This is a genomic window from Pediococcus ethanolidurans, assembly GCF_001437405.1.
Classification (GTDB): domain Bacteria; phylum Bacillota; class Bacilli; order Lactobacillales; family Lactobacillaceae; genus Pediococcus; species Pediococcus ethanolidurans.
The window spans coordinates 1-25400 of record NZ_JQBY01000006.1; the positions used below are offsets into that span (position 1 = coordinate 1).

General features: G+C 36.3%; 22 protein-coding genes. 20 read left to right on the forward strand and 2 right to left on the reverse strand.

Going from position 1 to position 25400, the window contains the following annotated elements:
• The first annotated feature begins 386 nt into the window (after positions 1 to 386).
• Positions 387 to 1214: an N-acyl homoserine lactonase family protein gene (locus IV87_RS03385; protein ID WP_057805505.1), complete on the forward strand. Its 828-nt coding sequence runs from the start codon at positions 387 to 389 to the stop codon at positions 1212 to 1214.
• On the opposite strand, the gene IV87_RS03390 is transcribed toward IV87_RS03385, so the two are convergent.
• Positions 1198 to 1758: a TetR/AcrR family transcriptional regulator gene (locus IV87_RS03390; protein ID WP_057805506.1), complete on the reverse strand. Its 561-nt coding sequence runs from the start codon at positions 1756 to 1758 to the stop codon at positions 1198 to 1200. The genes IV87_RS03385 and IV87_RS03390 overlap by 17 nt on opposite strands.
• A 358-nt stretch (positions 1759 to 2116) precedes the next feature.
• On the opposite strand from IV87_RS03390, the gene IV87_RS03395 reads away from it, so the two are divergent.
• The 3 genes from IV87_RS03395 (at position 2117) to IV87_RS03405 (ending at position 4829) form a co-directional block, all read left to right on the forward strand.
• Positions 2117 to 2860, forward strand: a complete 744-nt coding sequence (locus IV87_RS03395; RefSeq protein ID WP_057805507.1) for a sulfite exporter TauE/SafE family protein — start codon at positions 2117 to 2119, stop codon at positions 2858 to 2860.
• Positions 2861 to 3263: 403 nt separating this feature from the next.
• Positions 3264 to 3641: a MerR family transcriptional regulator gene (locus IV87_RS03400; protein WP_057805508.1), complete on the forward strand. Its 378-nt coding sequence runs from the start codon at positions 3264 to 3266 to the stop codon at positions 3639 to 3641.
• A gap of 75 nt (positions 3642 to 3716) precedes the next feature.
• A complete protein-coding gene (locus IV87_RS03405; RefSeq protein WP_057805509.1) occupies positions 3717 to 4829 on the forward strand; it encodes an NADH-dependent flavin oxidoreductase in 1113 nt (370 codons plus the stop codon).
• A 707-nt stretch (positions 4830 to 5536) separates the two neighbouring features.
• On the opposite strand, the gene IV87_RS03410 is transcribed toward IV87_RS03405, so the two are convergent.
• On the reverse strand, positions 5537 to 6412 hold the full coding sequence (locus tag IV87_RS03410) for a LysR family transcriptional regulator (RefSeq protein ID WP_057805510.1): 876 nt from the start codon (positions 6410 to 6412) through the stop codon (positions 5537 to 5539).
• Between the two features lie 123 nt (positions 6413 to 6535).
• Between IV87_RS03410 and IV87_RS03415 the strand changes: the two genes are divergently transcribed.
• The 16 genes from IV87_RS03415 (at position 6536) to IV87_RS03490 (ending at position 25286) form a co-directional block, all read left to right on the forward strand.
• Positions 6536 to 7084: a DapH/DapD/GlmU-related protein gene (locus tag IV87_RS03415; RefSeq protein ID WP_057805511.1), complete on the forward strand. Its 549-nt coding sequence runs from the start codon at positions 6536 to 6538 to the stop codon at positions 7082 to 7084.
• Positions 7085 to 7086: 2 nt separating this feature from the next.
• The gene (locus IV87_RS03420; protein ID WP_057805512.1) at positions 7087 to 7836 is read left to right on the forward strand and encodes an SDR family oxidoreductase; all 750 of its coding nucleotides are present in this window, start codon (positions 7087 to 7089) and stop codon (positions 7834 to 7836) included.
• Between the two features lie 38 nt (positions 7837 to 7874).
• Positions 7875 to 8927 (forward strand): NAD(P)-dependent alcohol dehydrogenase, encoded by a 1053-nt coding sequence (locus IV87_RS03425; RefSeq protein ID WP_057805513.1) that lies wholly within the window; start codon positions 7875 to 7877, stop codon positions 8925 to 8927.
• A 57-nt stretch (positions 8928 to 8984) separates the two neighbouring features.
• Positions 8985 to 9494, forward strand: coding sequence for a cyclophilin-like fold protein (locus IV87_RS03430; protein WP_057805514.1), 510 nt, complete (start codon positions 8985 to 8987; stop codon positions 9492 to 9494).
• Between the two features lie 2090 nt (positions 9495 to 11584).
• Positions 11585 to 11842 carry a helix-turn-helix transcriptional regulator gene (locus IV87_RS03435; RefSeq protein WP_371862110.1) on the forward strand — a complete coding sequence of 86 codons (258 nt, stop codon included), beginning with the start codon at positions 11585 to 11587 and terminating at the stop codon, positions 11840 to 11842.
• On the forward strand, positions 11839 to 12162 hold the full coding sequence (locus IV87_RS03440) for a hypothetical protein (protein ID WP_057805516.1): 324 nt from the start codon (positions 11839 to 11841) through the stop codon (positions 12160 to 12162). The genes IV87_RS03435 and IV87_RS03440 overlap by 4 nt, the downstream gene beginning before the upstream one ends.
• A 461-nt stretch (positions 12163 to 12623) precedes the next feature.
• Positions 12624 to 13538 (forward strand): SIR2 family protein, encoded by a 915-nt coding sequence (locus IV87_RS03445; protein ID WP_074693842.1) that lies wholly within the window; start codon positions 12624 to 12626, stop codon positions 13536 to 13538.
• Positions 13528 to 15414: an ATP-binding protein gene (locus IV87_RS03450; RefSeq protein WP_057805519.1), complete on the forward strand. Its 1887-nt coding sequence runs from the start codon at positions 13528 to 13530 to the stop codon at positions 15412 to 15414. The genes IV87_RS03445 and IV87_RS03450 overlap by 11 nt, the downstream gene beginning before the upstream one ends.
• Before the next feature lie 1290 nt (positions 15415 to 16704).
• The gene (ylqF, locus tag IV87_RS03455) at positions 16705 to 17574 is read left to right on the forward strand and encodes a ribosome biogenesis GTPase YlqF (protein ID WP_057805520.1); all 870 of its coding nucleotides are present in this window, start codon (positions 16705 to 16707) and stop codon (positions 17572 to 17574) included.
• Complete coding sequence (locus tag IV87_RS03460; RefSeq protein WP_057805522.1) at positions 17552 to 18328, forward strand: ribonuclease HII; 777 nt, start codon at positions 17552 to 17554, stop codon at positions 18326 to 18328. Before ylqF ends, IV87_RS03460 begins: the two co-directional genes overlap by 23 nt.
• Before the next feature lie 34 nt (positions 18329 to 18362).
• Positions 18363 to 19268 carry a DNA-processing protein DprA gene (dprA, locus tag IV87_RS03465; protein WP_057805524.1) on the forward strand — a complete coding sequence of 302 codons (906 nt, stop codon included), beginning with the start codon at positions 18363 to 18365 and terminating at the stop codon, positions 19266 to 19268.
• Between the two features lie 54 nt (positions 19269 to 19322).
• The gene (topA, locus tag IV87_RS03470; protein ID WP_057805526.1) at positions 19323 to 21398 is read left to right on the forward strand and encodes a type I DNA topoisomerase; all 2076 of its coding nucleotides are present in this window, start codon (positions 19323 to 19325) and stop codon (positions 21396 to 21398) included.
• A gap of 90 nt (positions 21399 to 21488) precedes the next feature.
• Positions 21489 to 22397: a tyrosine recombinase XerC gene (gene xerC, locus IV87_RS03475; protein ID WP_057805528.1), complete on the forward strand. Its 909-nt coding sequence runs from the start codon at positions 21489 to 21491 to the stop codon at positions 22395 to 22397.
• A gap of 18 nt (positions 22398 to 22415) precedes the next feature.
• Positions 22416 to 22958 carry an ATP-dependent protease subunit HslV gene (gene hslV, locus IV87_RS03480; protein WP_057805530.1) on the forward strand — a complete coding sequence of 181 codons (543 nt, stop codon included), beginning with the start codon at positions 22416 to 22418 and terminating at the stop codon, positions 22956 to 22958.
• A gap of 11 nt (positions 22959 to 22969) precedes the next feature.
• Positions 22970 to 24388, forward strand: a complete 1419-nt coding sequence (gene hslU, locus IV87_RS03485; protein WP_057805532.1) for an ATP-dependent protease ATPase subunit HslU — start codon at positions 22970 to 22972, stop codon at positions 24386 to 24388.
• Between the two features lie 19 nt (positions 24389 to 24407).
• Positions 24408 to 25286 (forward strand): aldose 1-epimerase family protein, encoded by an 879-nt coding sequence (locus tag IV87_RS03490; protein ID WP_057805534.1) that lies wholly within the window; start codon positions 24408 to 24410, stop codon positions 25284 to 25286.
• Positions 25287 to 25400: the final 114 nt, after the last annotated feature.

Below are 25400 nucleotides of genomic sequence, written 5' to 3' on the forward strand. Positions count from 1 at the left end.
GTAAGTGTTGCACTTGATTTGACAATTCGGGGATAAAACAAATAGTTAAAATCTATAATGTTTTCTACGATATTAGAATTAACGGGGTTTATATATGCACGACATTCAAAATGAATGTCGTGTTTTTGTTTTCTACAATTAAAACTGATGGTTCAATTTTAACTACTTTTTCTAGAATAAAAATAAGTAAGTATTGAGTCACAATTATTTGAGTACTGAATAAGTTTACGACTAAGTAACTTTGAAATTATTTTTTTGGCACACTTCGTTTAAATGTGTTTTATATGGAACAAATCACATAAAGCTGATTCTTCCTTACAAAGTGTTCCAGTCTTACGATAAACCATGAAATATAAATATAGTTAGTAAACACGGAGGAAATTATAATGAATAATTCAATCAAAATACATGTAATGCATACAGGGCTAGTTAGAGTTGATAAAGGTTTACCATTTCACGGAATGTATCGAAACCCTTTAGCATTTACGGGCTTATTTCGTAGTGAAAAAAATAAGATTACTTTACCAGTTTCTAGTTATTTAATTGAACATCCGAAAGGAACACTTTTGATCGATACTGGTTGGAATAAAACGATTCGTGAAAGTAATTGGAAAGAATTAGGCTTACAAGTTCAAATTAATACCGGTTATTTACCGGCTGGTTGGGCAGTTGACGAACGTCTAGCTGAATTTGGATATAAACCAGAAGATATTGACTATGTCTTGATGAGTCATTTACATTGTGATCATGCAAGTGGAATGCCACTAATAAAAAATGCGAAACATATTCTTGTTTCAAGTCAGGAATGGAAAATTGCTAATAAATTACCGATGGTTTACCTACCGCATGAATGGAAAGGTGTCGATGTTGAAACGTATGATTATGAGAAATCTGAATTTGGTCCATTTCATCGTTCATTTGATGTTTTTGGTGATGGTAGTGTACTACAAGTTTATACACCAGGACATGCTTCTGGGATGTCGGCAACTTTAGTTTGTGGTTCAAACGGTAAATACGTTCTTTTAGCCGCTGACGTTGGTTATGCCAATAAGTCTTGGGAAAAAATGTTAACTCCTGGTATATGTACTAACCGCAATTATGCAATTCAGTCATTAGGATGGGTCAAGGAAATGGCCCATGATGAAAATTGTGTTGAAGCTTTAGCAAATCATGACACGAAAACTGAGCAGCATAGTATTATCTTGCCGCTTTAACTGCATATTTTTTGATTAAATAATGAAACATCTCATTCATCATGTTTGCAATTTGGGGATTAACACCATGTTGTAATGACCAAACAATGGCGGTCATGACGTTGTTGGCATATAACTGTTTTATATATGGCTCTGGAAGTGCAAAGTCTAATGCACTTAAATAATCAGATATATGGACAATCAGCACGTTTTTGAAACTCGTTTCAAGCGCAATATTATCTACAGATACGGTCAACAAACATAAAATTGAACTTTTATGCTGACTCAAATCCTGATATAAATTAATTAACAAGTCATCGTTAACACTTTTGTTCATTCGTTTTGTTAACAAATCGTCCAAGATTTGTGTGTATTTAGTGATCAGTTTTTTTAATAAATCATACTTATCCTCATAATAGCGATAGAAAGTTGAACGTCCAATCAACGCTGACGTACAAATATCTTTAATTGTTATTTTACTGAAACCATTTTGGTTTATTAACTGGATAAAAACGACTTCTATATCACGTTTACTTTTAATTGCTCTCAGGTCATTACTATTCATGTTTTGCCTCCATGTATAATTACGTCACACCTAATATTTTAACATTTTATTGAGTTTTCTTATGTAAACACGACATTTAATTGAATGTCGTGTTTTTGTTTCTTATAATCTATTTGTTTAAAAAGCCGAAAATTTCCCGTGACGTTCTTCAATGCAGACAATAACTAGAAACAAAAAAACTAACCAGTTACTGATAACCATAAAGGGATTATCGCAACTTGTGGTACTGCGAATGAAGTGTTCTTTTTTTACGAGTTGCGTAAAGTTTATTAACTTGCTATAATTCGAGCTGAAAATAATAAATTGGTAAGTACAGGCGTAACCAAACAAAACAGTGCCGTTGATGTGAAAGGAAATAATGTCAACAGTACTGTTTTTAATTTTAATGAGTTTAATTGCGGGTGTTTTGACTGGTATTGTGGGGATGGCGTCTTTAACTTTATATCCGGTATTGCTGTCGGTTGGGATACAACCCATAACGGCAAACGCAACAATCACGGTAGCTCAGGTCGGAGCAAGGCTAGGAACAGTAATTTCATCTTTGAAAGAACTGCATGGTCACTGGAAACAGGCACTGCAAATTGCCATTTTAAATACGATTGGCGGCGTGTTTGGTGCACTGATACTTATTCACAGCTCCAATACTGGTTTTAAAAAAATGGTACCTTTGTTTATTTTATTAGCCGGAATTATGATTTTATATCCGCAGAAAGCAAACACGACCAATTTAAATAATCGGTTTAACCAAATTATGAGTTGGCTAAGTTTATTTTTGGTTGGCGTTTATAATGGTTACTTCGGCGCAGCTTCTGGTTTGTTAATGATCGCAGTGCTATCAAAAATAGTTAAAGAAAACTATGCCATTTATAACGCAATGCGTAATTTGGCTTCGTTTTGTAATAACGTTGTTGCGGCGGGATTATTTATTTTTAGATTATCAATTGATTGGGCAGTGATCATTCTTTTACTTTTGGGACTTTTCATTGGCGGTTTGATCGGGCCGATAATCGTTCGCTATATTCCATCCACGTATATTAAAACTGCTGTGGGTGGCTTTGCAATAATTTTGGCGTTTATTTTAGGGTACGAAGCCTATCTGTGATCCTGTGATCTATATATTGGTCGATTACTTAGTTTTATTTAAATATAGAATTAAAATGGTATTTTTAACACAATGTATACAAAGAAACAGCTCTTACAACTGTTTAATTATTATTCAAAATTTATATATGTGAGTTTATCCAAAATAGTGAGAACAAAAGTCTAATGCGGTTTTAAGTGCCAAAAATATTGCAGAAGCAGTTGTTTTAAGTATTTTATGTGTCAACCAGAGTGAATATAAATGAAATTTATTTGCGTCCATCCAGCCAATCACTATAAAAGCAACACCATTTCAAATATTCGAATTTTTATTTAAGTTGCAGTATTATAGCGATGAAGATGACTTATAAAGCTAACGATTGAGTTGGCTTTTTATTTTGGATGAATAAAGCGGAGGTTTTAACTTGGATATTAAAACAGTTAGTAAAAAATTCGACTTACCGGCACCGACCCTACGTTATTACGAGGAAGTTGGTTTAATCCCACCAGTTCGCCGTAATGCCAGTGGTTATCGGGACTATGACAAAATTGATCTTGAGTGGGTCAATTTTGCTAAATGTATGCGTGAAACCGATATTTCGATTGAAGTCCTAAAACAGTATGCAGAATTAGCGCAGCAGGGCGAACAAACCGAAGACCAGCGTAAACAAATATTAATTGAACAACAACGGGTGTTGGAGCAACAAATGCAAAAACTACAACACACTCACGATTTCTTAGATACTAAAATTGCAACATATGAGCAACACGCCAAACTAATGGAGCGGATCGTTAAAAATTAAAACAAAATGCTTGCTTTCAAGTCGACTTGAAGGTTTATCCTGTTTGATGTTAACTAAAAGAAAGCAGGCATAGAAATGAATAAACAAAAATTACAGCAACCTTTTTCCTTAAATGAACAAGTTACTTTACAAAATCATATTGTAATGTCACCAATGACAACTTGGTCCAGTCACGCTGATCAAACAGTATCCAATGCAGAAGTAACCTATTATGGCGCACGAGCTACGAGTGTTGGTATGGTGATCACAGGTTCCAGCCACGTGCAAGAAAATGGCGTTGGTTTTGCTAATGAATTAGGTGTATACGCGGATCGTTTTATTCCCGGTTTGACTAAATTAGCCAGGGCCATCAAAGCTGGTGATGCCAAGGCAGTTTTGCAGTTAAATCATGCTGGTAACAAAGCTTTACCACAGTTTATTTCTAATCACGATGTTGTCAGCGCCAGTCCTGTTACTGCACCCGAAACGCCTTTTGCACCGGCACAAACACCACGTGCATTGACGGAGACCGAGATTCTACAAGTGGTCAAAGATTTTGGTGCCGCTACAAGACGAGCCATTGAAGCTGGTTTTAATGGTGTTGAGATTCATGGCGCCCATGGTTTCTTAATCCAAAACTTTTTATCACCGCATTACAACCAACGGACTGATCAGTGGGGCGGTAGTTTAACCAATCGCTTACGGTTTGCAATGGCAGTAGTAGATGAGGTCAAACGCGTAGCTGCGGAATATGCAGATCGGTCATTTATTATTGGTTATCGAATTTCTCTAGAGGAACGTGAAGCAGATGGTCTCAGTTTGACCGATACAGAAGCGCTCATTAAGCAACTTATTACCAAAAAGATTAGTTACTTACATCTTTCCTTGGGTGATGCTTTAACTGATCATGAGCATAATAGTGAAGACACAACACCATTTATTCAACGAATTTCAAAATTGGTTAACCACCGTATACCTTTGATCGCAGCCGGTTCGTTTAATTCATTTGCGCGTATGGAAAAAGGATTAGCTAGTGGATTAGATTTAGTAGCGGTTGGCAGTGCATTGGTTGCTCATCCAGATTTATTTAGCCAGGTAAAGTTACCTTTAATATTGTCGGCTAATGGCGTAGACTCAATTGATTTACCCAAAAATATGTTTGAAGCGATAAAGCGGATTGGTGCATTTACTTTTCAATTTACCGAATAGATTTGATGGATTTATTTTTACTAAAGAAATAACACCAGAACAGATTGCTTTAATCTGGTTGTTATCACAAAAACGTGAATCGTATCAATTCCAGAAACAACTAAATTAAGTCGCTTACAAGAAGGGGTGAGTGCATAAAAAATTCAGTTTATGACAAATGAATTAATGCGATTAAACGATTTACCAAAGTAGATTAAAATTACCGGTAACCGTCATTCGCTAGAATTAGTTAAGCATGCAGGTAAATAATTATTGTTGAATTTAATTTTCAAAATTTAGCCAAAGTGATTAAAAATCAATTATTAGAATTAAACGCTCATGAACAGGACTCAGCATCATCATATAAAACCTGAGCAGTGAAACGTGGAGACACGCTTCTTTTTTTATCCCTTAATTATAATTTAAAATGGCTGTTTTCGTTGTGTTCGTATTATACTGGGCCTACTTATTCGATAATCTATAAAACGGCTTATCTGTTTATTATGAGTTGATTTAATTTTAAATTTAATAGCAATTTTTTGCTTCGCTCATTCAGCATTTTATTTTGCTTATCGTGATCGTTTCCAGAAGTTATCTCAATTAACAAACTTAAATGCACAAGTGATCAATGTCCCATATCTAATTCTAGTGTTGAACATAAAAAAACACGAATAATTTATTTATGCTTTTGTTTTATCAAATTATAGGTATTTGGAGACACAGCCTAGTTAATGAATGATTTTTTGAATTGTTTCAATAAACAGCCGACTCACGTTAGGTAAACGTCGATTTTTACTCCAAATTAAAATATTAGGATCGGTTAATTTAGGCCCTAGTGGTCGAAATACCAATTCACTATTCTCGGATGTGTCAACTAGATCTTCGTAAGTTAAGGCCATACAAGCACCAGTTTTAATTAATAAACTTGCATTAAAAATAAGGTTATAGGTACCAATAAAGTTAAACTGATCTGTAAGTTCGTTACCCCACTCTTTAAAAATACCACGTTGTTTTGCTTGCGCAGAAACAATTAGTGACCGACCAATGAGATCAGTAGCAGTAATTACTTTATTGTGAGCAAGTTGCTCATCTGCACGCATCAAAACACCCCATCTATTTTCTTCTGGGAGCATGATTGAATTGTAATTATCAAATTGACGATGACCCATAATAATGCCAAATTCAAGAGCACCACTATCTAATTGACGTTGAATCAAATCTGCATCACCACTTCGCAAGTTGATGTGAACTTGTGGATATTTATGGACGATTTGCTGAACTGCCAGCATTACATAATTCATGGCATTACTTTCGCCACCACCAATATCAAGTGTTCCACTGACGACATCTTGTTTTTGTAAATTATAGGTAGTTTTGTCGACCATCCCAATAATTTCTTGTGCTCGTTCCAATAGATAGTAACCCTCTTGTGTCAATTTTAACTGTCGATGGCCACGATCAAAAAGTTTAATATTTAGTTCCGTTTCTAGGTCAGCGATTTGACGTGATAATGCTGGTTGAGAAACGTGTAACAACTGTGCTGCATGAGAAATGTTTTGTTCCTGTGCAATTGCAACAAAGTAGCGTAGTACTCGAATATCCATTAGTTTAGCTCTTTTCTAACTATAGGTTATCGTTATAGTTATTGATGTTTTATAAGTATTTAACATTATATTAACTATATCATATACTACAGTCAAGCAAGAACTTAGGAATGAGGTATTGAAGTGGAATCAAAAATGAATTTAGGAACAGGTGCTTACGATCAAGTTGAAGCCATTAATGCAATTAATCAGCCGTTGATACAACAGTTAAATACTGGTACACACGATCAAGTAGAGATTCGACAACTCATTAGCCAAATTACGAATGAACGAATCGATGAAACAACTGAAATTCGACTGCCGTTTTATTCTGATTTTGGTCGAAATTTACACATCGGTAAAAATGTATTCATTAATAGTGGCACGATGTTTACTGACTTAGGTGGAATATACATTGGTGATCACGTTTTAATTGGTCCCAATGTAACAATTGCATCCGTTAATCATGTGATGGAACCAAGAAATCGACGAAATCTAATCTTAAAACCAGTGTATATTCACGATAATGCCTGGCTGGGTGCTAATGCTACTGTGACACCGGGTGTTGTAATTGGCGAGAATGCGATTGTTGCTGCCGGAGCCGTAGTAACACGTAATGTTGCAGCTAATACGATCGTCGGCGGTGTACCTGCACGACTAATTAAAATAATTAAAACTAAAGGAGAACAATAAGAATGAGTATAAATAATAAAGTTGTTGTTATTATGGGGGCTTCGAGTGGCATTGGTGCGGCAACAGCCAAACTATTGGCAAACAAAGGAGCTAAATTAAGTTTGGCTGCTCGTCGCTTGGATCGATTAGAAGCAATTCAAAGAAGTAATCCTGATGCGACGATCAAGGTTTTTAAGGCAGATGTTACTGATGAAAAGGCAGTTCAAACTGTAATTGATGAGACCGTTGCTTCATTTGGCAGAATAGACGTATTGTTCAATAATGCGGGTATTATGCCAGTTAATAAATTGGATCAGACTGCGCGCAACGAGTGGCAACAGATGATGGATATCAATGTTAAGGGTGTTTTGAATGGCATCGCTTCTACGTTACCCGTTATGAAGCAACAAAAGAGTGGGCATATTATCACAACTTCTTCAGTTTTGGGTTATGAAGTTTTACCAGGGTATGCTGCTTATTCAGGAACAAAGTATGCTGTTCGTGCAATCATGGAAGGGTTACGACAAGAAGAGCATCGCAATAATATCAAGACAACCGTCATCGCGCCCGGATCAGTTAAGACAGAATTATTTAATTCAATTAATAACGTTGACGTCAGAAACAGTTTAGAGACAGCAATGCAACAACCGAATTCAGAAATGTTGGGTTTAGATCCTGAAGAGATCGCACAAGCAGTTGCTTTTGTAATTGATACACCGGCTAATATGGCAGTTAATGAAATGATTATTCGACCAACTGGGCAGGCAGTTTAATTTTGAATGTCCCAAATTACAGAATAAAGGAGACTATTATGTCAACAACACAAGTTAAAGCACTAGAAGCAACCGGATCAGATTTTAATACGTTTCATCATACCGTCATTGAACGCCGTGAGTTGCGGCCAGATGATGTTGCGATCGATATTAAGTATTGTGGTATTTGTCACTCAGATATTTCAATTGTTGAAGGAATAGATACGGTATTTAAGCGTCCAATCGTACCTGGACATGAAATATCTGGGGTGGTTAGTGCCATTGGCCAAAATGTCAATAAGTTTAAAGTAGGCGATAGAGTTGGTGTCGGTTGCTTTATCGATTCATGTGGCAAGTGTAAATATTGTAAGGCCGGCGAGGAACAATTTTGTAAAAAAGGTGTTATTTCAGTATTTGTCGGTAACGATTATGATGGTAATCCTACAGAGGGCGGCTATTCTCAATCAATTATTGTGAAAGATCGGTTTGTTTTATCAATTCCAGATAAATTGGATTTGGCCGAGGCTAGTCCTTTACTTTGTGCTGGTATCACCACCTATAATCCATTGAAGCGTTATGGCATAAAAAAAGGATCAAGAGTGGCTATTGTCGGTTTAGGCGGATTAGGGCACATTGCAACTCAATTTGCTAGCAAAATGGGTGCTGAAGTTACAGTAATTGGCCATTCCGAATCAAAAGCTAATGAAGCTAAGCAATTTGGGGCTAAAGCATATGAAATTCTTAGGACACCGGAAGACTTTGATCGTCTGAATGGTCAATTTGATTTTCTTCTTAGTACTGTCGCTGTGAAGTTAGATTGGAATCAGTACTTTAAACTATTAGATGTCAAAGGGATTGCTTGCAGCGTTGGTTTGCCAATGGAAAATCAAGAATTTAGTTTACAATCGATGTTCAATCGTCAAAATACGTTAACTGTTTCCAATGTTGGGGGAATCGCATTAACTCAAGAAATGCTAAATTTTGCAGCAGAAAACAACGTTCATCCCAAAATTGAAATGATTAGCATTGATGATGTTCCTAGTGCATATGAACGAATCTTAAATAGTGATGTTCACTACCGATTTGTGATTGATATGAGCACGCTGAAATAATAATTAAGGGTTAGGTTAGATTTGAAAAAAATATGGATAATTTTGGAGAGCTTTCTAGTGTTAATTGCATTAATTATTTTGGGAGCCAAACAATTTACTGACGCTAATAAAAACACAAGTGCTAAACATTCCTCTTCCTCTGCACAATTCACGGAAAAATCATCTAAAAATAATAAAGCCGATCTACATCAACAGGGGAAAGCTATTAATATTACAATTGCTGGTCAGAAATTAAGTGCACATCTCTATAAAAATGTAACTGCAAAAGATTTGATTCAACGATTACCGATTACACTCTCTTTTTCAAACTTTGGTTCAGGATTTGATGAAAAAATTGGAGATCTTCCATCAAAATTAACAACACAAGGTATGCCCACGGGCGAAGATCCCAAAGTAGGAGACATTGGATACTGGTCTCCTGAACCAAGGATTGTTTTCTACTGGGGTGATGTAGGTTATTATTCAGGAATTCATCGTATTGGCCATTTTGATGATGTTCCCAAAGCTACTCAGTTGATTAAACAACAGAAAAACACGTTTAAGGCAACAATTGAATTAGCAAATTGACTGTATTGCTTTATCGTAATGAGATATCGGAAAAATTATGATGTAGCAACTTTAAACCAAAATACAGTTATTCTTATCAGTATTTTGACTTAGTTCACGTAAACACGACATTCAAATTGAGTGTCGCGTTTTTTTGTCAATAAAACTTACTCAAGTTAAAACTATTTTCACTTCAGACAAATGTCCCCGTGATAGCTAAATTAGTGACAATTAGCCCGACTAAAGCAAAGTAATCTTAAAAATGGTAAAATGAAATTTGCTGATTAGGCTCCATTATCACTTCTTGTATCTTAAAAGCGTATATAAATTAGAAAAAGTAAAAAATTTAGCATAGATTCTGTTTTTACTAAATTACTAACTTGACAAGTCAGCCACTAAAATAAAAAAAGCTTTCTACTAGTAGTGAAAGAAACAAGCAGAACGTAATTAAATTGAGAAGTTTGAAAACTTAATTTACTGGGAAATAAATGCTCTGTTAAACATAAAGATGAAAGCTCAATCCCTCAACTCGAAAGGAGTTACACAAAAATGGCAACAATTCAATGGTAGACTGGAAGCTCACTATAAAAAAAGACTAGATATTGTAAAAAAACAGCGGGATAATATGAGATTTTAGTAGCCAAAAGCCTGATAAAACGGGCTTTTTTGTTTGCTGTTGCTTTGATAGTTTAGGTATCTTTTTCTCCCAATCTTGAATAGAAATTTGGTCGATTGAGCGATAATAAGCAATGATTATCAAATTATGGTACCAAAATTGGTACCGCAAAAAGGCCGCCGGAACATATGGGCTTCTTTTTATGAATTTGAATATGTTAGCTCCAATAAATTTTTGGAAATTATTTCTTACTACTGGTGGATCGTTTTCGCTGTATTATTTCCACTAGATGAGTGGTCAACGTTGGTTTATTCCAGCAATTGTAAACCCACTTAAATAAAATAACCATTACAAAATAGTAGCTAAAAATGATTTAAAAACTTCCCGAATTGTCAAATCAAGTGCAACACTTGCTAGATTTCACTTATAAGTGGTCTAGATGTTGGTCATTCAAGCAATTGTTCAGTCATAAATTCATTAGCCGATTTGTAGCCAAAGATTTTATGTGGTCATTGATTTAGAGCAGCAGTAGCCGCTTGATATATTCATCACTGAAGTCACCAATGGATCGACCTTTAGGGATAAATTCCCGCGAACCGTTATTGAAACTGAGTGACTTAACGACTGAGGCATCAAATTTATCCACAAACTGTTGAACGACTTCCTTACAAGTTACAGCCTGGTAATTCGATATTCTAATAACCGCTTAGTTGCGCGTCATTCGTTCGGTTAAGGTAAGTAGCGCTGGCTGATCACTAGTCCATTTACCTTTGACCAGATCACCTTCCCAATGGCCAAATTCAGAGCGATCATTAGCGGCTGCCGGACGTTGTTCGATTATCGCCTAAGATCTTCTTATTATTCTTACGCGCAATGACCACTTGACGCTTAACTTGGCAACCGCTAATAAGCCCTGATCGATATAGCGGTAAACCGTCGCCGTTGCTGGACAATATTCAGCTGGATGATCGCGCTTGTAGGTATCAACAAAGCTATGGACGCGGAATTTTGTTTTAAGCGCAATTGCCAACTGTTTAAAGAATTCAGGGTTGTGTTCTAGCAGGCTTTTTCGGTGATAATTTAGGCGACGCTGTTCATACTGAATCCGGCTGGTGTCGGCGAAATAACATTTGGTAAAAACGCCATAGCTAGACATTTGCGTGACCGAACCACGCTTGATTTCTCGGCTGATCGTACTGGGACTACGGGACAATCTCTTAGTGATTGTCCTATCGAATAATGGGCTTCATAGAGACTCTGGATGCAGCCACGCTCCTCACTTGATAGTTGTTTTGATGGTATCTTTAGATTGGGTCGTGGAGTCCGTCCTAACTTATTGGTTTCGTCGCTTATAAGTTTAAGGCTTCATGGCCTTTTTGGTCTAGTTATTTTGGTGTTGCACTTACACTGTAAGTCTGGTGATTTAAAAACTTTAATTATTTAGCCATTGCTGGTCAAACTTTTTGTAATGACCTGTTTACCTTTTTAAAAGGAAATGATACACTATTTATGTAAACAAGTGATTACTTTTAGTGAAGATGGTGTTACGTTGATAAAAAATAAAATAAAAGTATTTCGTGCTGAAAGGGACTGGACTCAGGCAGAATTAGCGTCTCGTCTACATATATCAAGGCAAGCAGTTATTTCTATTGAAAAATATAAATATATGCCTTCATTAGAATTGACGTTTAAAATAGCAAAGGTATTTAACTGCACCATTGAGGAAGTATTTTACCAGGAGGTGACAAAATGATTTACCAAATTATCATGCTAATAGCTATGGTTGCAGTAGTATCCATGCAAGTTTATTCGGATTGGCAGGTTGAAAAAATGGGTAAAGAGTACAGAAATGATGAACGTTGGAATAGCATTAAGCTGCGCGCAGGTAATGTCACAAAAACGTATTATCAGTATACTGTTATTATGATTGCGATCTTAATGACATTTTCGCTATTTTGGCCTACTAATATTCTAGTACGATTAGATAGAGTATTGTTAATTTTATTGCTTATAATTGATCTTGGACACGTTGTCGAATATCTCGCTGTTAAACGATTAGACAAAGTTATGTAATAGGATTTTTAAACTGATTTGTAAATTTTTTTCTACTGCATAATGAACTAAGTATTGTAGCATCGGTGCAGTCATTATCACTAACGAAAAGTTATTCTGGCAAGCGCCGGATAACTTAGTACTTACAAATTGAACGTTTCTTTCAGTTAGTAATAAAAATAATTTATTTTTTATTAATTTTTAAAATTGATGATGCCTGCTTATAAATTGTTATTTAATATCAACTGAAAACATAAAGCTTTCCCTAAGTTGTATTTACCATACTTCAGTGGGTTCACTTCACATTACTTTTTTTGGTGTCGATTACAACTAAATTAATACATACAATTTTATAGATTTTCAACTTTTTAGTTTATGGTGTATAAATAACTTATTAGATTAAATATAAGGAATAAGTGGGTGACATAACCTTGGGACAAGAGCAGAACGAAGAAACAAGCACTGTGCAGGAAATTAAAAAAATGTTACTCAATAAAAGAGTTAACTTTTTAATTGGTTCTGGTGCTTCGAAACCAGCAATTCCGTTGATGGGTGAGGTTGACGGAGACACTAATGATAAACGTAACCAAAAATTACTTGAACAAATTACTACGGTTAGTAAATATCTTGAAGGTAACGAGATTCCAGATCCTTCATCACAGATAGACAATACTCTCAGTACTTACGTCAACTTTATTAAGATTTTAATTGATGATCTAAGAACTAGAAATTCACGAACCGTACCACGTGTTATTAACATTTTTTCTACAAACTATGATTTGTTTATTGAAAAAGCAGTTGATGTTAATTTTCAGAAAAATGAATATTTTATTTTTAACGATGGTGCTAATGGTTATTTTAATCGAATTTTAAACAGCCATAATTATGATGAGTCAATTGCATATCAGGGCCAGTTTCAAAACCACATTGAAGATATTCCGACAATACACCTAATAAAACCACATGGTTCGGTTAATTGGGAACGCGACGGAGAAAGTGTGTATATTCGAAATACTGTACAAACACCATGCTTTGTCGTGAAACCTAATGGTCATGAGGCAGAAAGTACATTTGATGGCAATCATTTTTTTGAAATGCTGCGAAATTTTCAGACAGAATTAAGTTTTTCACAATCAGTTTTATTAGTAATTGGATTTTCATTTCAAGATGAACATATTGCTAGGATGGTCCAACGTGCAGTTCGGAATCCAGAATTGATTGCCTATGTATTTTGTTATGATGATGATGACCGAGAAAAAATATGTGCACGATTGAATTGTACTAAATCGACACCTAACAACCTTAAAATTTTAAGCCCTTCAGATATCATTCTAGGGCAAAGAAAGTTTGTAATGGATGATCTCGTAGGTATTTTAGGTGGTCAGAATGACAACTAATAAAATAGATATGAAAACATTTGGAGTCATTGTTAAAGTAGATGGTAATGACGCCGAGGTTGGGATGTATGACATGTCCAATGACAGTGATTTTATTTGGAATGGTCAAATTCTTAGTGGACCCATGGTTGGCGCCTACATGACGATCAAACAAAACGACGTTAAAATTATTGCAACAGTAACCCGTGAACAAGTAATGGATCAACAAAATACTATTAAAAGCACAGAATTTGATAACCGTTATTCAAAAGATTCTATCAATCGGATTATTTCTCTCAGAACAAAGGGTGTAATAGACCGCAATGGTTTTCATGTAACAAGTAAGTACGTACCTATGATTGGAAATGAAGTTCAGATTACATCAATAGAAGATATTGATTTGATTTATGGTGTGGATAAGGATGAACATACGATCACCATTGGAATTACTTTAAATGAAGGACGCCCTGTAAAATTACCAATCAATAAGTTCTTTGCATCTCACATTGGTATCTTTGGAAATACAGGTAGTGGGAAGTCTAATACACTTCATAAACTTTATCTGGAGTTATTTCGATCAAACTATTGTGAAGGAATACTAAGTCATAGTCAATTTTTTGTTATTGACTTTAACAGTGAATATACAGGGCAAAATATTTTTGGTCAAAAGGTGCCCAAAAAATATTTTGAATTAAGCACGCGTGAAGCGAAAAGAAACCCAGATAATTCTCGTGATGTTGAGAATAAGATTCCGGTTAGTAGTTCATATTTATTTGATGCTGATATCTTATCAATATTGTTTGATGCCAGACCCGCAACGCAGGTTCCTTTTTTAAGAAAATCAATTCAAAAATTTAATGAGGTGCGAAAAAAGAGTGCAGATTATATGGCACGATTTTTTGTTGGTATTATTGCACGTATAGTCACGACGCCAACTTCATCAGATACAACCGGCTTGCAAGATTGGGTTAATACGTGCAAAAAAGTATGCCCAGACTCCGATTATTCTAGTCTAGAACAATTGGAGCTAAACACATCAACAGGTGCATTCTACATTGGACCGAAGTTTTTTAATGAAAGTGGAAAACTTTCAGAAGAAAATAGACATTTTTTGAAGCTTGATAAAATCACCGCTGATTTACAGGAATATTGGAATTCAATTTCAAAAAATCCAATGGAACAACTAGAGTCCTTTTTAAAATTTCAACTTGTCTACGCGACGGCTTGGGATCATAAAAAAGAAACATACATTGGACCGCTGTTTGAAAGAATTGATGCAGAACTTATGGGTTTGAAAAAAGTAATTTATCTTACAGACGCTGATCCAAAGGACTTTTTTTCTACCATGAATGTTGTTTCATTATTAAATACTAATCAAGCCGTTAAACGTGTAATTCCAATGCTATTATCAAAGATGATTTATGACCGACAAAAGAACATGGTTAGAAATGAAAAGATAGAACATACAACGCATTTGATCATTGATGAAGCTCATAATATCTTGAATGGAGCCGCTGTAGATGTCGGTGATAATTGGAGAGACTACAGGCTTTCTGTCTTCGAAGAGATTATTAAAGAAGGAAGAAAATTTGGATTCTATTTAACTTTAGCCTCCCAGCGACCATCTGATATTTCACCAACAATTTTGTTCCAAATTCATAACTATTTTATTCATCGTTTAGTAAATGAACGCGATCTCAATGCGATTTCTACTGCGATACCAAGTATTGATATCGCTAACTTCAAAAAAATTCCTCTTCTTGGTAAAGGTGAAACTATTATTTCGGGAATTGCGACTCAAGTTCCTGAATTAGCTCAAATAACATATGAACCAAAGAATAGGCCGAACAGTGATGATGTTATTCTAACTGATTTATGGAATAATGGTGGTGATTAACCGTACTTATTTTTATTACGGAATGCTGTATCATAAGTAGGACGATTTTATCACTAGATAAAGCAATGAGCAGTTCTAAGGGCAAGACAAATAAACTACAAGTTTTACCTATGGGGTTCTAGGATAAACTTTAATTAAAAAACCTTCGATGTGCTGCTTATCAGTTATTAACAGAAAATAAACTGAGCGAAAGGATTTTTTTATGTCTAAATATACAAAAAAACGATTAATGTTTGCTTATTGCGAACAGATCCGTTAGATGCCTGATTAGACTTATGTACGGATCTGTTTTTCGACTCATAATTTATTTTTAATCATTACGAAGCTATCTCAGATAAAACCGATTTCTTTTGTTTATAATGCTTGTGGTCGATACGGACTCACGGGTAAGTATTGGTATTGAGAGATGGAAATCTTTGTTTCGTCAATGGTGTTTCTATGTTATCCGATAATTACAGCAAAATAATGATAATGATGATAAAATAGAGCTTGCTAATTCAGCTCTATTTTATATATTTGGTCAAATTGCTGGTGGAAAAATAGAAACTTAAGGATCGCTTGGAAAGTAAGTTTCTTGATTCGCGTGAGGTCAAAGTCTTGTTCACCGAATTAGCACAACGACGCAATCCGGCGTACTATGATCTGACACCATTTATGATTGCAACAGGTTGACGGGGACTACGAAAATACCGTCAAAACGGTTGTTGGCGAACGGGTGGCGCAGTTTACCTGATTTTGCGATTGCTGCATTGAAGCGTTCAATACACCACAATGCTGTATTTGATGGGCGGATGAAGGAATTGCCGAGTGATGCTTTTCATGAATTTTAAGTGATTTTTCGGACCGAGTATGGTTCACCGATCACATCTCATAGTTTTCGCGAAGTACTTGGTAGAATTAAAGCAGACTTGGAAAAGAATTATGAAAAACGCTATGGCTTAAAATGGACGTAGAATCCAGTACCACATAGTTTTCGTCACATTCACATCTCCGTCTTGCGTGATGATTCCTCCGTAACGTTAGAGCGAGTCGGTCACGTTGAAGAACGGACGACTGATGGCTATACGCACCGCCTTTCACGTTCACAAGAAAAGTCGGTTGAAGTAATTGATACGTTCACTAGGAAGGTTGGTATTAGTCTTCAACCGGTGTAAACAAAGTTCAGCTATTACTGCTAAAATGTTAATAATATGGTACCAGCAACGGGACACATGGCACAAAAGTGGTACCATTAAGAAAATTTATCAGAGCAAGAGCTTGAAAGCCTTGCTACGAAAGGGGTTATACACTATGGCAAATATTCAATGGTATCCAGGTCATATGGCCAAAGCGATTCGTGAAATTCAAGAAAAATTACATTTAGTTGATATTATTTTTGAACTAGTTGATGCCCGTCTTCCTGAATCTTCAAGAAATCCTAAGGTCAAAGAAATCATTCAACAAAAACCTCACTTATTAATTCTAACCAAAAGCGACTTGGCTGATCCGCTAGTTACTAAACAATGGTTAGATTATTATCAAAGTCAAGGACAGCAAGCAATTGCCGTTGATTCACGCGTTCGTACAATTGAAAGAGATATTCAAAAACCAGCACAGACAATTCTTGCCCAACAATTAAAAAATCAAAGCGACCGAGGGCTCCAACAACAGACAATTCGTGCTGTTTGTGTTGGCATCCCTAATGTTGGAAAATCAACCTTACTTAATCACTTGGTAAATAAAAAAATTGCTAAAACTGCCGATCGTCCTGGCGTGACCAAAAATCAGCAGTGGCTAAAATCCAAAAATGGGCTAGCGCTTTTAGATACGCCCGGAATTTTATGGCCTAAATTTGAAGATCAGGCGGTAGGTAAAAAATTGGCATTTACTGGTGCGATCAAAGAAAGTCTTTTTGCCAGTGATGACGTTGCCTTATTTGGGCTTGAGGTTTTTAGAACTTATTATGCAAAAACTTTAAAGGAACGTTACAAGCTTAACGATCAAGACCTTCAACTTTCTACACCTGATTTGTTGCTAAAGATTACAAAGTTTCTTGGTATGGGTGATGACTATGACCGCGCAAGTAATCGAATTATGTTAGATGCTCGTAAAGGCAAGCTAGGACGTTTTACTTTGGAACGGGTTGAGGATCTTGAAAATGGAAAAACAACTAACAGTTAATGCAATTAAAGGTCAATTAACCTTGATCAGACAAGACGACGATCCAATTTTTACGCTTTATAAAAATGATTCCCGGATTGGTGTTCAGAAATTATTAAAACAAACACATGAAAAAATTCAAAAACATCAAATTTTAGTTGATCAGTTTCAGCAACGGTTAAAACTAGAACAAAAAGCTTGGCAGAATGGGATGAATTTAGTTGCCGGAATTGATGAAGTTGGTCGTGGCTGTCTGGCAGGTCCAGTTGTCACTGCAGCTGTTATTTTACCTCATGATTTTTCGGTTATTGAAGTCAATGACTCTAAACAATTATCACACCAAACAAGAGAACGACTTTACCCGCAAATTATTGAAGCAGCCACTGCCATTTCTATTGGCGTATCTTCACCAAAGATAATTGATCAAATAAATATTTTGCAAGCTACTAGACAGGCCATGAAAAAAGCCGTTCTTAGTCTATCTGTAACACCAGATGAGCTCTTAGTTGACGCCGTTGATGTGCCAGTAAACATCCCTAAACAACGAATGTTCAAAGGAGATGCAAAGAGTGCTAGTATTGCTGCTGCAAGCATTGTGGCCAAAGTTTACCGAGACCATTTAATGGGTATTTACGACCAACTTTATCCAGGATACGATTTTTCCGAGAACATGGGATACGGTACTGCCAAGCATCTTGAAGGACTCGAAAAATTGGGAATCACACCAATTCATCGGCTTACTTTTTCACCGGTCAATCATTTCATAAAAAAATAAGTTGTTTGCGTATCTTTCTTTTGAGGTGGAAGATATGCAGCTTAAGAAGTTTTTAATAAAATTACATTTGTGTAAGGGAATTGGTTGTCACGGCGAAGCGAAATTCTGGAATTGGTGGCAAACGTATCACAGTAATGAAACAAACTGTGACCTAACAGTTTCAGACTTAGTTAGTTTAGGGTTTATTAGACCTCAAAACCGAACCCAATTTTCAAATGATTTTACTTCAACTCGATTAGAGACTGCTGTGAAGCGGCACTTGTCTGAGGTTAAAATATTAGCAATTTGTGACCCTAATTATCCGACTCAATTAAAAGAGGCTTACTTGGCTCCAATTATTCTCTTCTATCAGGGAACATTGGAGCTTTTAGAATACCCACTTTTAGGTGTAGTAGGTGCTCGCCTTGCTAACCAATACGGCCAGGATAGTTTGCAAGCACTCTTGCCAACAGTAATCGAGCAAAATATTGCCGTTATTAGCGGACTAGCCGCAGGAATTGATGAATTATCTCATAAGGAAACGTTACGTCAACATGGTTATACAATTGGCGTAATTGGAACTGGTCTAAATCGTTATTACCCTAGAAAAAATATGGCACTGCAAAAATACATGGCTAAAAATCAATTGATTTTGTCCGAGTATCCACTTGACTCAGGACCCCAAAGGCACCACTTTGTTGAACGGAACCGAATTATTGCAGGACTTTGTGAAACTCTGTGCGTAATTCAAGCCAAACAGCGTAGTGGCAGTTTAATTACCGCCAACCTTGCTCTGCAAAACAACCGGAATGTGCTTGCTGTTCCAGGTAAAATTAATGATCCGCTTTCGGTCGGTTGTAACGAATTAATTGTTGCGGGAGCAAAACCGGTTCTGAATTCTAAACATATAATAGAAGAGTTTCGATTTGACAGAATTCCAAATATGAAATACGATTACTAGGAATTAGCACCAGTTAGGGTTTTTAAACTACATCAAGTCAAAAGGAGTTTGGTTATGGCTACAAAAACCAAAAAGAAACTCGTCATTGTGGAATCTCCTTCAAAAGCAAAGACGATTGAAAAGTATTTAGGCCGAACGTACAAAGTGATTGCAAGTTTAGGTCATATTCGCGATTTACCAAAAAGTAAAATGGGGGTTGATGTTGACCATGACTTCGAACCTCATTACATTTCAATTCGTGGCAAGGGCGATGTTATTAAGAATTTACGTTCAGAAGCAAAAAAAGCTAAAAAAGTTTACTTAGCTTCTGATCCTGATCGTGAAGGGGAAGCCATTGCCTGGCATTTATCTTATTTATTAGGGTTGGACACTAAAGATAAGAACCGGGTTGTCTTTAATGAAATCACTAAAGATGCTGTAAAAAATGCGTTTAAAGAACCACGATCAATTGACATGAGCTTAGTTGATGCTCAACAGGCTCGTCGTGTTTTAGACCGGCTTGTTGGTTATTCTATTAGTCCCTTGTTATGGAAAAAGGTTAAAAAGGGGTTAAGTGCTGGTCGTGTTCAGTCCATTGCGTTAAATTTAATTATTCAACGAGAAAATGAAATCAAAGCTTTTAAACCTGAAGAATATTGGACCATCGATAGTGAGTTCCAAAAGGGTAGACAAAAATTTCAGGCTTCTTTTTATGGTGAAAACAATAAAAAATTAGCTTTGGCCGATAATGATGCGGTTCAAAAAGTTTTACAAAAAATTGATAAAAAACAACCTTTCGAAATTACTAAAGTTGTTAAAAAAGAACGGAAGCGTTTTCCAGCTCCGCCATTTACCACCTCATCGATGCAACAAGAAGCTAACCGAAGATTAAACTTTCGAACTCGAAAGACAATGATGGCGGCACAACAATTATATGAGGGAATTAATATTGGTAAAGAAGGCACAGTTGGCCTGATTACCTATATGCGTACCGATTCAACACGAATTTCTTCGATTGCTAAACATGAGGCTTCGGTATTAATCCATGAAAAGTATGGTGCCGAATATGCGGCAACGAAACCACGAAAGGGCAAAATGCCTGAGGGTGCTCAAGATGCTCATGAAGCCATTCGACCTTCTTCAGTTAGAAGAACACCTGAAGAACTAAAGAGTTATCTTTCAAAGGACCAGTTTAGACTGTATAGCTTGATTTGGTCTCGCTTTATGGCAAGCCAAATGACGCCTGAAATCATGGATACAATGTCCGTTTCATTAGAACAGAATCACATTAACTTTAGAGCTAATGGTTCCAAAACAAAATTTGCTGGCTTTACAACTATCTATAAAAATGCAACTGATAAAGATAACATTCTTCCTGATTTGGCGGAGGGTGACTCAGTTAAGTTAACCAAAACTGATCCGGCTCAACATTTTACACAACCACCTGCTCGTTATAGCGAAGCCAATTTGATCAAAGCACTTGAAGAAAATGGTGTTGGCCGTCCTTCAACGTATGCACCAACACTTGATACGATTCAACGGCGTTACTATGTGAAACTTGTTGCACGGCGTTTTGAACCAACTGAACTCGGTGAAATTGTCAATAAAATTATCGTTGAATTCTTCCCAGATATTGTAAATATCACATTCACTGCAGATTTAGAAAGTGAATTAGATGGTATTGAAGAAGGCAAAGAAAACTGGGTTGAAGTGGTTGATGAATTTTATAAGCCATTTTCTAAAGAAGTTGCCCATGCTGAAGAAAACATGGAATCTGTCCAAATCAAAGATGAACCAGCTGGTTTCGACTGTGACATCTGTGGTGCACCCATGGTGGTTAAGATGGGACGCTATGGTAAATTCTTTGCTTGCTCACGTTTCCCAGATTGTCGGAATACTAAAGCGATCGTTAAGGAAATTGGCGTTATCTGTCCAAAATGTCATAAGGGCCAAATCATTGAGAGAAAGTCAAAACGTGGCCGAATCTTTTATGGTTGTTCACGCTATCCAGATTGTGACTTTGTTTCGTGGGATAAACCAATTGGCCGTGATTGTCCAAAGGATGGTCATTTCTTAGTCGAAAAGAAGGTCAAGGGTGGCAAACAAGTCCTTTGTCCTAATGGCGATTATGAAGAGGCTGTTCAAAAATAAATAATTCGCAAACTCTGAGCGTTTGACGGGGTTTGTTATTGAGTTTTCCTCCGTACTTTGCTAAAGTGGCAAGTGTATGGAGGTTTTATTATGGAGCAAGACGACATCAATTTATTTCTTGAATATCTGCGCGTAGAACGTCAGTATTCTGATGATACCATTAAGGCTTATCGCAGTGATCTAGAGGAGTTTTGCACGTTTTTAAAACAAAACGGTGGTATGAAACCATTTAAACAAATCGATCATCTGGATATAAATGTTTTTATGACGGATTTATTTGATCGTAAATATAGTCGAACGACGATCTCTAGAAAACTGTCAAGTCTACGCTCGTTTTACAACTTTCTTGCCAAAAATGATTTGGTATCCAGCAATCCTTTTGCAGGTATCAAATTAAAAAAACATCAAAATCAATTACCCCGTTTCTTTTATCAAAAAGAGATGGATGCACTTTTTAAAGCAGCAAAATCAGATTCACCGTTAGCATTACGGAATAGTGCCTTATTAGAAGTTTTATACGGTACAGGTATTCGAGTTAGCGAGTGTGCCAACCTTAAATGGAAAAGTATCGATTTTGAATTAAAAATGATGCTCATTCGTGGTAAGGGTGACAAGGAACGCTATGTTCCATTTGGTGAGTATTGTTTCAATGCACTGAAAGCTTACCAGACTAATTGCCGTCAACCGCTTATAACAAAGTATCATAAGCAACATGATTTTGTTTTTATAAATCATTATGGTGATCCCATTACCTCAACGGGAATTGAGTATGTTTTAAATCAAATTATCAAACAAAGTAGTCTTACCAGCCATATTCATCCGCATATGTTGCGCCATACTTTTGCAACACAGCTATTGAATAACGGGGCAGACCTCCGCACCGTACAGGAGCTATTAGGACACAGCAGTTTATCAACAACTCAAATCTATACACATGTAACCCCAGAAAATTTGCAAAGCAACTATCGTAAATTTTTCCCCCGGGCTACACACGAGTAGTGAAAGGAAGAACAATTAATGCCAGTAAAATTTGAAGCAACAACAATTATCGCGGTTCATAATAACGGAACTAACGCCATGGCTGGGGACGGTCAAGTCACAATGGGTGAAAAATATATTATGAAAGGTACCGCCAAAAAAATTCGTCGTATTTTCAACAATGAAGTCGTAGTAGGCTTTGCGGGAAGTGTTGCCGATGCTTTTAACTTAGAAGACAAATTCGAAAAAAAGCTCACTGAATATTCCGGTAATTTACAACGTGCTTCAGTAGAACTTGCCCAGGCTTGGCGAAGCGACCAGAACTTACAAAAACTAGAAGCCATGCTCATTGTAATGAACAAGAACGAAATGTATTTGGTTTCTGGTAGTGGCGAAGTTATCGAACCAGATGAAGGGATCTTAGCAATTGGATCAGGTGGTAACTTTGCCCTAGCTGCTGCTAAAGCTTTAAAGAAACACGCTCAACAGTTATCCGCACGTGAAATTGCTGAAACATCAATCAATGTGGCTGGTGATATTGATATCTTTACTAACCACCATGTTATTTCTGAATCATTTTAGGAGGACTTATAATGGCTGAAATTGATAAAACACCAAAACAGATTGTTAGCGAACTTAATGAATACGTCATCGGGCAAAATGCTGCCAAAAAGGCCGTTTCGATTGCTTTACGTAACCGTTACCGCCGTTTACAACTTTCTCCAGAAATGCAAACAGACATTACTCCCAAAAATCTGTTAATGATTGGACCAACAGGTGTTGGAAAAACGGAAATTGCTCGCCGTTTAGCCAAAATTGTTGATGCACCTTTTGTGAAGGTAGAAGCTTCAAAGTTTACAGAAGTCGGCTATGTGGGTCGTGACGTGGAATCAATGGTCCGTGATCTTGTCGACGTTTCCGTTCGAATGGAAGAAAAAAGTCAGTTTAAAAACGTCAGAGTAGAGGCTGAAAAACGTGCTGACAATCGCTTAGTAAAACTTTTAGTCCCCGCCGTTAAGAAAGATAATAAGCAAAAGCAGAACGGGGTTGATTTTCAAAACTTAATGAGTATGGTTGAAAAAATGCAACGTGGTGAAACTCCCGAAAATCCAACTCAACCAGAAGAAGTAAGTGATGAGGTGCGTGATCAACGACTTTCTGTTGCAGAACAGTTAAAACGTGGACTTCTTGAAAACCATGAAGTTACTATTTCAATGGATGACCCCCAACAAAAAACCGGTATGAATGGTATGATGGGACAAATGGGTATCGATCTTGGAGAATCATTGGGACAGATGTTACCTAAAAAGAGAATTCAGCGCACGCTGCCCGTGTCTGAAGCTCGCGAAATACTGGTTCGCGAAGAATCAGATAAATTAGTTAACCATGGTGACCTTTATCACGATGCAATTAAGCGTGCTGAAAATACCGGTATTGTGTTTATTGACGAAATTGATAAAATCATTGCTAAGTCAAAGCAAAATTCTGGTGAAGTTTCTCGTGAGGGTGTTCAAAGAGATATTTTACCAATTGTTGAAGGATCTGAAATCAACACAAAATACGGTGTTATTAACACTGATCATATTTTGTTCATTGGCTCAGGGGCCTTTCACGATTCAAAACCAAGTGATTTGATTGCTGAATTACAAGGTCGTTTCCCAATTCGAGTTGAATTAAATGATCTATCAAAAGAAGACTTTGTCAAAATTCTAACAGAACCAAATAACGCCTTAGTTAAGCAGTACATTGCTTTAGTTGGCACGGACAACATCAAGTTAACGTTTACCATTGAAGCCATTAACAAAATCGCGGAAATTGCTTATAATGTTAACCATGAGACAGAAAACATCGGCGCTCGTCGTTTGCATACTATTTTGGAAAAATTATTGGAAGATATTTTGTACGAAGGTGCCGATATGGAAATGGGTGATATTACCATTACAGAACATTATGTAGAAGAAAAAATTGGTGACATTGCTGGTAATAAGGATCTTAGTCAATATATTTTATAGATAAATGGGGTTTGAATTAATGGTTACATTGCAAAATGAATATTTAAAAGTAGAAATAAACGAACTTGGTGCCGAATTAACGAGTGTGAGATCGTTAGATAACGATTTAGAATATATTTGGATTGCTAATAAAAAAGTTTGGGGTAGACATGCTCCGATTCTATTTCCGATCGTTGGCCGTCTAAAAGATGATCATTACAAATACGAGGGAACAAACTACGAAATGCATCAACATGGTTTCGCTCGTGATTCTATTTTTGAAGTCGTTGACAGTAACGATACACATGCAACTTTAAAATTAATTGACAATGATAAAACGCACAAAATGTATCCATTTGAATTTGAACTTGTTGTAAGTTTTGACTTAAAAAATCATGAACTACAAGAAACTTATCGCGTATATAATCCTGATGCTGAAAATCATCTCTTGTTTTCTGTTGGTGGCCATCCAGGCTTTAATACTAATCTTGGCAAAGATCAGACTTTTGAAGATGTAAAACTAAGTGTAGCGCCTAAACAAAGCTATACTCAAATTCCATTAAAAGCACCGTTAAATGATGCTAAGAATGCATTTCCAGTTGATTTTACCAAACCGTTAGCATTAACGCATGAAACGTTCAAAGATGATGCGCTCATTCTTGAATTACATGATCCTGAAACAACACTCATGTTAGATAATTCGAAAAACGATCATGGCGTTGCATTAACAGTTAAAAACGCACCTTACGTTGGCATTTGGTCTCCATATCCCGCACAAGGAAACTTTGTTTGTATCGAACCTTGGTGGGGAATTGCAGACAATGTTGACAGTACTGGCGAACTAGAAGAAAAAATGGGAATGAATGATTTAAAACCTCAAAGTGAAGCTTCACAAATTTTTGAAATTTCTTTCTTTTAAATGAGTCAAAAGAAAAGATAGTGTAACCCATAAAAATTAATAAAAACCGGCTAAACAGAATGCAATCAAAATGCGTGTTTAGCCGGTTTTTTAATTTCTGATTATTCATTACTT

Bases quoted from the DNA above. Each gene is read 5' to 3' on its own strand.
- IV87_RS03385 (WP_057805505.1), top strand. From the start codon at position 387: ATGAATAATTCAATCAAAATACATGTAATGCATACAGGGCTAGTTAGA.
- IV87_RS03390 (WP_057805506.1), bottom strand. From the start codon at position 1,758: ATGAATAGTAATGACCTGAGAGCAATTAAAAGTAAACGTGATATAGAA.
- IV87_RS03395 (WP_057805507.1), top strand. From the start codon at position 2,117: ATGTCAACAGTACTGTTTTTAATTTTAATGAGTTTAATTGCGGGTGTT.
- IV87_RS03405 (WP_057805509.1), top strand. From the start codon at position 3,717: ATGAATAAACAAAAATTACAGCAACCTTTTTCCTTAAATGAACAAGTT.
- IV87_RS03410 (WP_057805510.1), bottom strand. From the start codon at position 6,412: ATGGATATTCGAGTACTACGCTACTTTGTTGCAATTGCACAGGAACAA.
- IV87_RS03420 (WP_057805512.1), top strand. From the start codon at position 7,087: ATGAGTATAAATAATAAAGTTGTTGTTATTATGGGGGCTTCGAGTGGC.
- IV87_RS03425 (WP_057805513.1), top strand. From the start codon at position 7,875: ATGTCAACAACACAAGTTAAAGCACTAGAAGCAACCGGATCAGATTTT.
- IV87_RS03435 (WP_371862110.1), top strand. From the start codon at position 11,585: ATGATACACTATTTATGTAAACAAGTGATTACTTTTAGTGAAGATGGT.
- IV87_RS03440 (WP_057805516.1), top strand. From the start codon at position 11,839: ATGATTTACCAAATTATCATGCTAATAGCTATGGTTGCAGTAGTATCC.
- IV87_RS03445 (WP_074693842.1), top strand. From the start codon at position 12,624: ATGTTACTCAATAAAAGAGTTAACTTTTTAATTGGTTCTGGTGCTTCG.
- IV87_RS03450 (WP_057805519.1), top strand. From the start codon at position 13,528: ATGACAACTAATAAAATAGATATGAAAACATTTGGAGTCATTGTTAAA.
- ylqF (WP_057805520.1), top strand. From the start codon at position 16,705: ATGGCAAATATTCAATGGTATCCAGGTCATATGGCCAAAGCGATTCGT.
- IV87_RS03460 (WP_057805522.1), top strand. From the start codon at position 17,552: ATGGAAAAACAACTAACAGTTAATGCAATTAAAGGTCAATTAACCTTG.
- dprA (WP_057805524.1), top strand. From the start codon at position 18,363: ATGCAGCTTAAGAAGTTTTTAATAAAATTACATTTGTGTAAGGGAATT.
- topA (WP_057805526.1), top strand. From the start codon at position 19,323: ATGGCTACAAAAACCAAAAAGAAACTCGTCATTGTGGAATCTCCTTCA.
- xerC (WP_057805528.1), top strand. From the start codon at position 21,489: ATGGAGCAAGACGACATCAATTTATTTCTTGAATATCTGCGCGTAGAA.
- hslV (WP_057805530.1), top strand. From the start codon at position 22,416: ATGCCAGTAAAATTTGAAGCAACAACAATTATCGCGGTTCATAATAAC.
- hslU (WP_057805532.1), top strand. From the start codon at position 22,970: ATGGCTGAAATTGATAAAACACCAAAACAGATTGTTAGCGAACTTAAT.
- IV87_RS03490 (WP_057805534.1), top strand. From the start codon at position 24,408: ATGGTTACATTGCAAAATGAATATTTAAAAGTAGAAATAAACGAACTT.